We start from the raw sequence: 7,618 nt of genomic DNA, 5'->3' as shown, positions 1-7,618 counted from the left end.
CGCCGCTGACGCTGGCCGAGGAGCATGTGCTGCTGCTTGGGCAGGTCACGGCGCGCGCGGACGAGCTGCTGACCGCGGCCGCGGCTGGCCGGTGGCCCGGCGCCGAGCTGGCGGCGCTGGCCGGGTACGCCCGGGCAGAGGTGCTGCGCCAGGCGTCGGATGAGGAGGCGCTGCTGTTTCCCGCTGCCCCTGCCGGGCAGGCGGCCGGCCTGGCCAGGGACCATGCCCGGCTGCGCGCGGCTGCTGACCTGCTGGCCCGGGCGGCCGCCGGAGAGCAGCCGATGTCCTGCGGGCAGGTGGCCACCGCCGCCCGTGATTTCGCCGCCCAGCTCGAGTGTCACCTGCGCGCCGAGGAGAGCCTGCTGGCGCCGGGGCCCACGGCGCAGGGCGTGCCGGGCACCGTGGCGCTCGGCGGGCATCCACGCGACTGGTACCCGCTTACGGAGGGTCCTGCGGTCGACCTCGACGCGCTTCCCGCGGATGAGGCGATCACCGCCGCTGTCGACCGGCTGCTGCGGATGACTCGCGGCGAGCAGGTCGAGCTCTTGTCCGGCACGGACCTGGACCCGGTGTGGCGGGAGGTCAGCGAGCTGCGCCCGGGCGGCTACCGGTTCACCGTCCTGCAGGACGGGCCGGACCGGTGGCGGACGCAGGTCACCCGTCGCCGGGCGGCTGGCTGACCCGTAAGGCCGGGGTGCGCATTCCGCGCCGCGCAAACGGTGGGGCAGGCGCGAATCAAAGCGAGCGACTCGTGCACAGGAGGCATTCATGGCACTCGCGATACGAACGGCGCGGACCGCCGGCACGGGTGCGGCGCTCACGCTGCCGCCGCCCGCATGGCCTCGCTCCGCCCCCGCTTGCCCGAGCCGCGGTAGGCAAGGACCTTGGTCCCTGGCACAGGCAGCTGAGCATGCCTAGTCTCCCAGTGCGAACGGCAGCCGTGGCGCCTGCGCGCGGTCCGGGGCTCGTGTGGCGCGCGCTGTCCGTGGGCAGCATGAAGCTGACCGGCATCACCCCAAGGCACAACTGCGGCGTTCTCATGCCAGGACGAAGGAGGCGGCGGACGTGCGAGCTGAAGGCCGCCTGAGGATGTTCACCCGGGGCCTGCCTGGCCGGTGAACCGATGAATGTCGCCGCCGGACAGCGGCCCTCCACGGCCAGCCCCCCGCCGCCCGGCGGCAGCCCGCCTGGCGCCGCCGCGGTGTTCGGGATCAGGCTGCTTGGCAGGTTCGCGGTGGAGCGTGACGGCCAGGAGATCGCACTCGGCTCGTTCGGCGGCAGGATGGCCTGCCGGCTGCTGCGGCTGCTGGCGCTGCGGCGGGGAACGCTGGTCCCGAAGGACCTGATCGCCGACGCGCTGTGGCCGGACGCCCCCCCGGGAGATCCCGCGGGGAACATCGAGGTCCTGGTCAGCCGCATCCGCAGGGCGATGGGCGATCGCACGCTGATCCGGACCGGCTCAGGCGGATACAGCCTCGCCGAGGGCGGCCGCTGCCGGGTTGACGCCGAGGAGTTCCTGACCGCGGTACTGGCCGGCCGGGCCGCCCTGGCAGCACGGCCCGGCGAGGCCCTCGGGTCATTCCGCGCGGCGCTGGACATCTGGCGCGGCGACCCACTCCCCGAGGACACCTACGCCGACTGGGCGCAAGCCGACCGCCGGCAGCTGTCCCTGGCCTGCCTGGAAGCGCTGGACGGAGCCGCGGCAGCAGCCCTGGACAGCCCTGGCAACGCCGCGGCGATGGAAGCAGCCAGCTGGGCCAGGCAGGCACTGGCCGCCGAACCGCTGCGCGAGTCCTCGGTGCTGCTGCTGGTCCGCGCGCTGGCCGCCGCGGGTGACCAGGCCGGGGCGCTGGCCGCCTTCGACGAGTACCGGGATCAGCTCGCCGCAGGAACCGGCCTGGCGCCCACGCCGCGGGCCCGCCAGGTCCGCCAGCGGGTCCTGGCATGCCAGCCCGGAGGAGGCCGGCCCGCAGGAGGCCAGCCGGGAGGAGGCCAGCCGGGAGGAGGCCAGCCGGCCCCCTCCCGTGGGCAGCCCGGCCCGCCGGACGGATCCTGTCCCGGTAGCGGGAACCCGTTCCTCGGCCGTGAGCAGGAGTGCGCGGTGATCGCCGCGGCGGCCGGCGGCCACGGTCCCCCGGTGGTGATGATCACCGGGCCGAGCGGCATCGGCAAGTCCGCGCTCCTGACGGAGGCGGCGCGGCGGGCCGACATGCCCGTGCTGGCCGCGCAGGCGTTCGCCCCGGATCGGCACGAGGCATGGTCGCTGGCTGGCAGGCTGCTCGGCCAGGCCGCCCGGCGGCTGCCGGTCCCGGTAGCGGCGGTCCTGGCGGAACCGGAGGCCAGCGCGCTGGCCGAGGTGGTGCCCGGCCTCGCGGTGCCGCGCGGCGCCGCCGCCGGCCTCGCGGATGAGCGGACCCGCCGCGCGTTCGCCTTGCAGGGCGCGGTTCGCCTGCTCGCGGCCGTGGCACGGCCGCGCTGCCTGATCGTGGCCGACGACATGCAGTGGGCCGACCCGACCAGCCTGACCCTGCTGGGCCTGCTGCTGCGCCGGCTGGACAGCGTCAGCCTCGCGGCCGCCTACCGGCCGGCCGCCAACGCCTTCGCCGACCCCGCCGAAGCACTTGGCCTGCCGCCCCCGCAGCTGACCAGCATCACGCTCGGGCCGCTGCCGGCCCGTGTCATCCGGGGCCTGTTCAGCGACCAGCTGCTGGCCGAGGCCATCCTCCGGCAGGCCGGCCGCACCCCGTTCAACATCACCGAAGTCATCGCCGCCCTTGCCCGGCAGGGGGTGATCACCCGCGGCGCGGGCAGGAAGTGGCGGCTGCAGCCAGGCCGCGACGCCGTGGCTGCCGCGAGCATCGTCGCCGCCGGGTTCGGGCAGGCCGCGGGGAACCGGCTGGCCGGATTGCCCTCCCGGTGGCGGCACATGCTGAGCCTGCTTGCGCTGCTTGACCGCCCGGCGCCGCCGGCGCTGCTCGCCGCCGCGAGCAGCACCGGCCTGCATTCCGCGCTGGACACCCTGGAGGGACTGGGCAGCGCCGGAATGGCCAGCCCAGGCCCGCGAGGCTGGGCACTCAGCCACGAGCTGGTCCGCCGGGCGGTCACCGCGACGATCTGCCCCGCCGAAACCGCCCGGTTCCACGCGCTGCTCGCCCGGGCGCTGCGGCAATGCGGCGCCGACCCCGCCGAGGCCGCCAGCCATCTGGCCGCAAGCGGCGACAGCGACGCGGCCGCACGGGCGTACGCGGCCGCCGCGCGCCGCGAGCTTGACCGGATCTGCGACCGTGAGGCGATCCGGCTGGCCGGGGCCGGCCTGTCGCTCGACCCGGACGGCCGTGCCCGGGCGGTGCTGCTTGAGACGCGCGGGGAGGCACACCGCCGCGCCGGCCAGCTCACCGCGGCCCGCGCCGACTTCACCAGCGCGCTTGACAGCCTCGATGATCCGCCCGCCCGGTCCCATGTCCTGGCCCAGCTGGCCATCCTGGACGCCAGGACCGCCGACGCGGCTCGCGGCGCCGAACTGGCGGAACTGGCGATCGCCGAGGCCGGGGATCAGCCCGCCGCCCTGGGCCAGGCCCTGGCGGCAGCCGCGATCATCGACCTGGCCGGGGGCAACCTGACCCGTGCCCGGCACCGGGTGCGCCGGGCAGCCCGGCTGCTTGACCAGGCCGGCGACAGCCGCGGCAGCGCCCGCCTGCTGTACTGGCGCGCGATGGCATGCTTCGTCGAGGGCAGGCTGCCCGACGCCGTCGAACAGCTCGACCGGCTGGCCCACCTGGCGGTCACACCCGGCGAAGTGCTGCGGCTGTGGAGCCCGCGCGCCACTCGCGGCCACGCCCTCGCCTTCCTCGGCCACGCCGCTGAGGGCCTGACGGAGATCGAAGAGACCCTCGCCTGGGCCCGCGCTGCCTGCCATCCGGCCGTGGAGGCCGAGTCCCTGTGGCACCGCAGCGAGGCCCTGGCCGCAGTCGGCCGGGGCGCCGAGGCGATCGGATCGGCGGAGCAGGCAGCCGACATCGCCGCCCGCATCGGGCACGCGGAATGGACCGCCGCCGCCCACCGCGGCCTGGGTATCGCCTGCGAGGCGGCGGGGCTGCCCGGCCGGGCCGAAGCCGCCTACCGCCGCTCGCTTGAGGCCGCAGAGAGCATCCCGTTCTTCCGCGCCTGGGCGGCGTCCCGGCTCGGCGCCCTGCTGGCCCGCCAGGGACGACCGGACGAGGCGGCACCGCACATCCGGGCCGCCCTGGCGGGAGGAACGCCGCTCACCCGCCACGAGGCCCGGTGGGCGCACGCCGAGCTGCTCGCCAGCCAGGGCGCCGGCGAGGCGAGCCGCGCGACCGCCGCGGCCGCCGCGGCCGCCGCGGACAAGGCGCGCGATGACGGCTACCTGATCCTCGTGCCGCGGCTACGCGAACTCGCCGGCCGTTGACCCGGGGCACCGGCGAGCTTGCGCACCCTCGCGGCTAACGCCGGCGAGCCGGAGAACTGCAGGGAAGCTGCAAGCCCGGGCGCTTAGCCTAACCCGGCAAAAGCCGGCGGCGAGGAGGCGAGGACACGCCTCGGCCGCCGGATCGACGAGGGGGTTACGTGGCCGAGCCGACAGCAGCGCACGCCGGCACGCCTGGCGGGCAGGACGTGACCACGCCCGGCACCCAGGACGGCGACCTGCTCGCGCCCTTGCTGCCGGCCGGCGAGCCGGTCGAGCGGCTGCTGCGCAAGGCGCAGTTCTTCGTCCCCGGCGGGACCCCCAGCCCGGACTTTCGCGCGGTGCACCGCACGGGCGGCCGCGCCGCCGAGGAGTTCTACCGGGAGCGGTGGCGGCACGACAAGGTGGTCCGGTCCACGCACGGGGTGAACTGCACCGGCTCGTGCTCGTGGAAGGTGTACGTCAAGGACGGGATCATCACCTGGGAGACCCAGCAGACCGACTACCCCTCGACGGGCCCGGACTCGCCCGAGTACGAGCCGCGGGGCTGTCCGCGCGGGGCGTCGTTCTCCTGGTACACGTATTCGCCCTCCCGGGTGCGGTACCCCTACATCAGGGACGAGCTGCTCCGGCTCTGGCGCGAGGCGCGGCGGCGCCTGGGCGACCCGGTGGACGCCTGGGCGGAGATCACCGGCGACCCGGCCAAGGCGGACCGCTACAAGCAGGCCCGCGGCAAGGGCGGGTTCGTGCGCGCCTCCTGGGAGGAGGCCACCGAGCTGATCGCCGCCGCGCACGTGCACACGATCAGCGCCTACGGCCCGGACCGGGTGGCCGGCTTCTCCCCGATCCCGGCCATGTCGCAGGTCTCCTACGCCGCGGGCACCCGGTTCCTGTCCCTGATCGGCGGCACGATCCTGTCGTTCTACGACTGGTACGCCGACCTGCCGCCCGCCTCCCCGCAGGTGTTCGGCGACCAGACCGACGTCCCGGAGTCCGGGGACTGGTGGAACTCCTCCTACCTGATCGTCTGGGGCACCAACCTGCCGATCACGCGCACGCCCGACGCGCACTTCATGACCGAGGCCAGGTACCGGGGGCAGAAGGTCGTCGTGGTCTCCCCCGACTACTCCGACCACACCAAGTTCGCCGACGACTGGCTGCCCGCGGCGCCCGGCACCGACGGCGCGCTGGCGATGGCGATGGGGCACGTGGTGCTCACCGAGTTCTTCCGCGACCGCCAGGTCCCCTACTTCACTGACTACGTGCGGACCTACACGGACGCGCCGTTCCTGGTGACGCTGCGGGAACGCGGGGACGGCTACGTGCCTGACCGGTTCCTGACCGCGGCCGACCTCGGGGACACCGCCGAGGGCGCGGCCCACAAGACCGTCGTGCTTGACGCCGCGACCGGCGGGCCGGCCATCCCGAACGGCTCGCTCGGATTCCGCTTCGGCGAGTCGGGCGCGGGCAAATGGAACCTCGACCTTGGCGGCATCGACCCGGTGCTCACCTGCTACGGCCGCCATCATGAGGCGGTCCCAGTGGACCTGCCCCGGTTCGACACGGGCCAGACCGAGGGCGGCGCCGCAGTCCGCCGCGGGGTCCCGGCGGCCCGGATCGGGCCGCACCTGGTGACGACGGTCTTCGACCTGCTGATGGCGCAGTACGCCGTGCCCCGCGACGGCCTGCCTGGCGCCTGGCCGGCGGGCTACGCCGACGCGGGCACGCCGGGCACCCCGGCCTGGCAGGAAGCGATCACGTCCGTGCCGGCCGCCGCGGCGGCCCGGGTCGCGCGCGAGTTCGCCCGCAACGCGGAGCTGTCGAAGGGCCGGTCGATGATCGCGATGGGCGCCGGCACCAACCACTGGTTCCACTCCGACCAGATCTACCGGACGTTCTTCACGCTGATCATGCTGTGCGGCTGCCAGGGGGTGAACGGCGGCGGCTGGGCGCATTACGTGGGCCAGGAGAAGGTCCGGCCGCTGGCGGGCTGGCAGCAGGTGGCGTTCGCGCTGGACTGGCTGCGGCCGCCCCGGCACATGACCGGCACCTCGTTCTTCTACCTGCACACCGACCAGTGGCGGTACGAGGCCTTCGGCCCCGCGGAGCTGGCCAGCCCGCTCGGCCGCGGGCTGTTCGCGGGGCAGACCTTCGCCGACTGCGTGGCCCGGGCGTCCCGTCTCGGCTGGACCCCGTCGCACCCCGCTTTCGGCCGTAACCCGCTAGATCTTTGCGATGATTCCGAACGGGCCGGGCTGACTGTCGCCGATTACGTCGTTCGCGAGCTGCGGGCGGGCCGCCTGCGGTTCGCCGCGCAGGACCCCGATGACCCGGCGAACTGGCCGCGGGTGCTGACCGTGTGGCGGGCGAACCTGCTCGGCTCGTCGGGCAAGGGCATGGAGTACTTCATGCGGCACCTGCTCGGCACCCACGACGCGGTGCGGGCGCAGGAGTCGCCGGAGGGCCTGCGGCCGGCCGAGGTGAGCTGGCGGGAGGAGGCACCGCGCGGCAAGCTGGACCTGCTGACCGCGATCGACTTCCGGATGACCAGCACGTGCACGTTCGCGGACGTGGTGCTGCCTGCCGCCACCTGGTATGAGAAGCACGACATCTCGACCACCGACATGCACCCGTTCGTGCACTCGTTCAACCCCGCCATCGCGCCGCCGTGGGAGGCACGCACCGACTTCGACGCGTTCACGCTGATCGCCGCGGAGTTCTCCCGGCTGGCCGGCCAGCACCTGGGCACGCGCACCGACGTGCTCGCCGCCCCGCTCATGCACGACACCCCCGATGAGCTGGCGCAGCCGGGCGGGGCCGTCCGCGACTGGAAGGTCGGCGAATGCGAGCCGGTGCCCGGCGTGAGCATGCCGCGGCTGGTCACGGTCGAGCGGGACTACCCGGCGACCGCGGAGAAGATGGCGGCCCTCGGCCCGCTGACCGACACTCTCGGCACCACCGCCAAGGGCGTCACCTGGGTGCCGGCGGCCGCGGTGGACTACCTGCGCCGCGCCAACGGCACGGTGCGCGGCGGCCCGGGCGACGGGCGGCCCTCGCTCGGCCGCGACGTGCACCTGGCCGAGGCGATCCTGGCCCTGTCGGGCACCACCAACGGCCAGGTCGCGATGCAAGGCTGGCGGGATCTGGAGGAGCGTACCGGGATGCCCCTGGCCGACCTGGCCGCCGAACGGG

3 protein-coding genes are annotated in these 7,618 nt (G+C 74.9%); all 3 read left to right on the top strand.

What is annotated here, in order from left to right; genetic code table 11:
- Nucleotides 1-680 (top strand): hemerythrin domain-containing protein (locus Q1N79_RS21400; protein ID WP_300611653.1); only part of this gene is annotated, 680 nt, incomplete at its 5' end.
- Between the two features lie 443 nt (nucleotides 681-1,123).
- Nucleotides 1,124-4,429 (top strand): BTAD domain-containing putative transcriptional regulator, encoded by a 3,306-nt coding sequence (locus tag Q1N79_RS21395; RefSeq protein ID WP_300611652.1) that lies wholly within the window; start codon nucleotides 1,124-1,126, stop codon nucleotides 4,427-4,429.
- A gap of 278 nt (nucleotides 4,430-4,707) precedes the next feature.
- On the top strand, nucleotides 4,708-7,618 hold a 2,911-nt coding region (locus Q1N79_RS21390), incomplete at its 3' end, for a nitrate reductase subunit alpha (protein ID WP_300611654.1).

Origin of the sequence: Trebonia sp. (assembly GCF_030042015.1) — a bacterium.
Classification (GTDB): domain Bacteria; phylum Actinomycetota; class Actinomycetes; order Streptosporangiales; family Streptosporangiaceae; genus Trebonia.
This window is presented reverse-complemented; position numbering and strand designations above follow the sequence as displayed.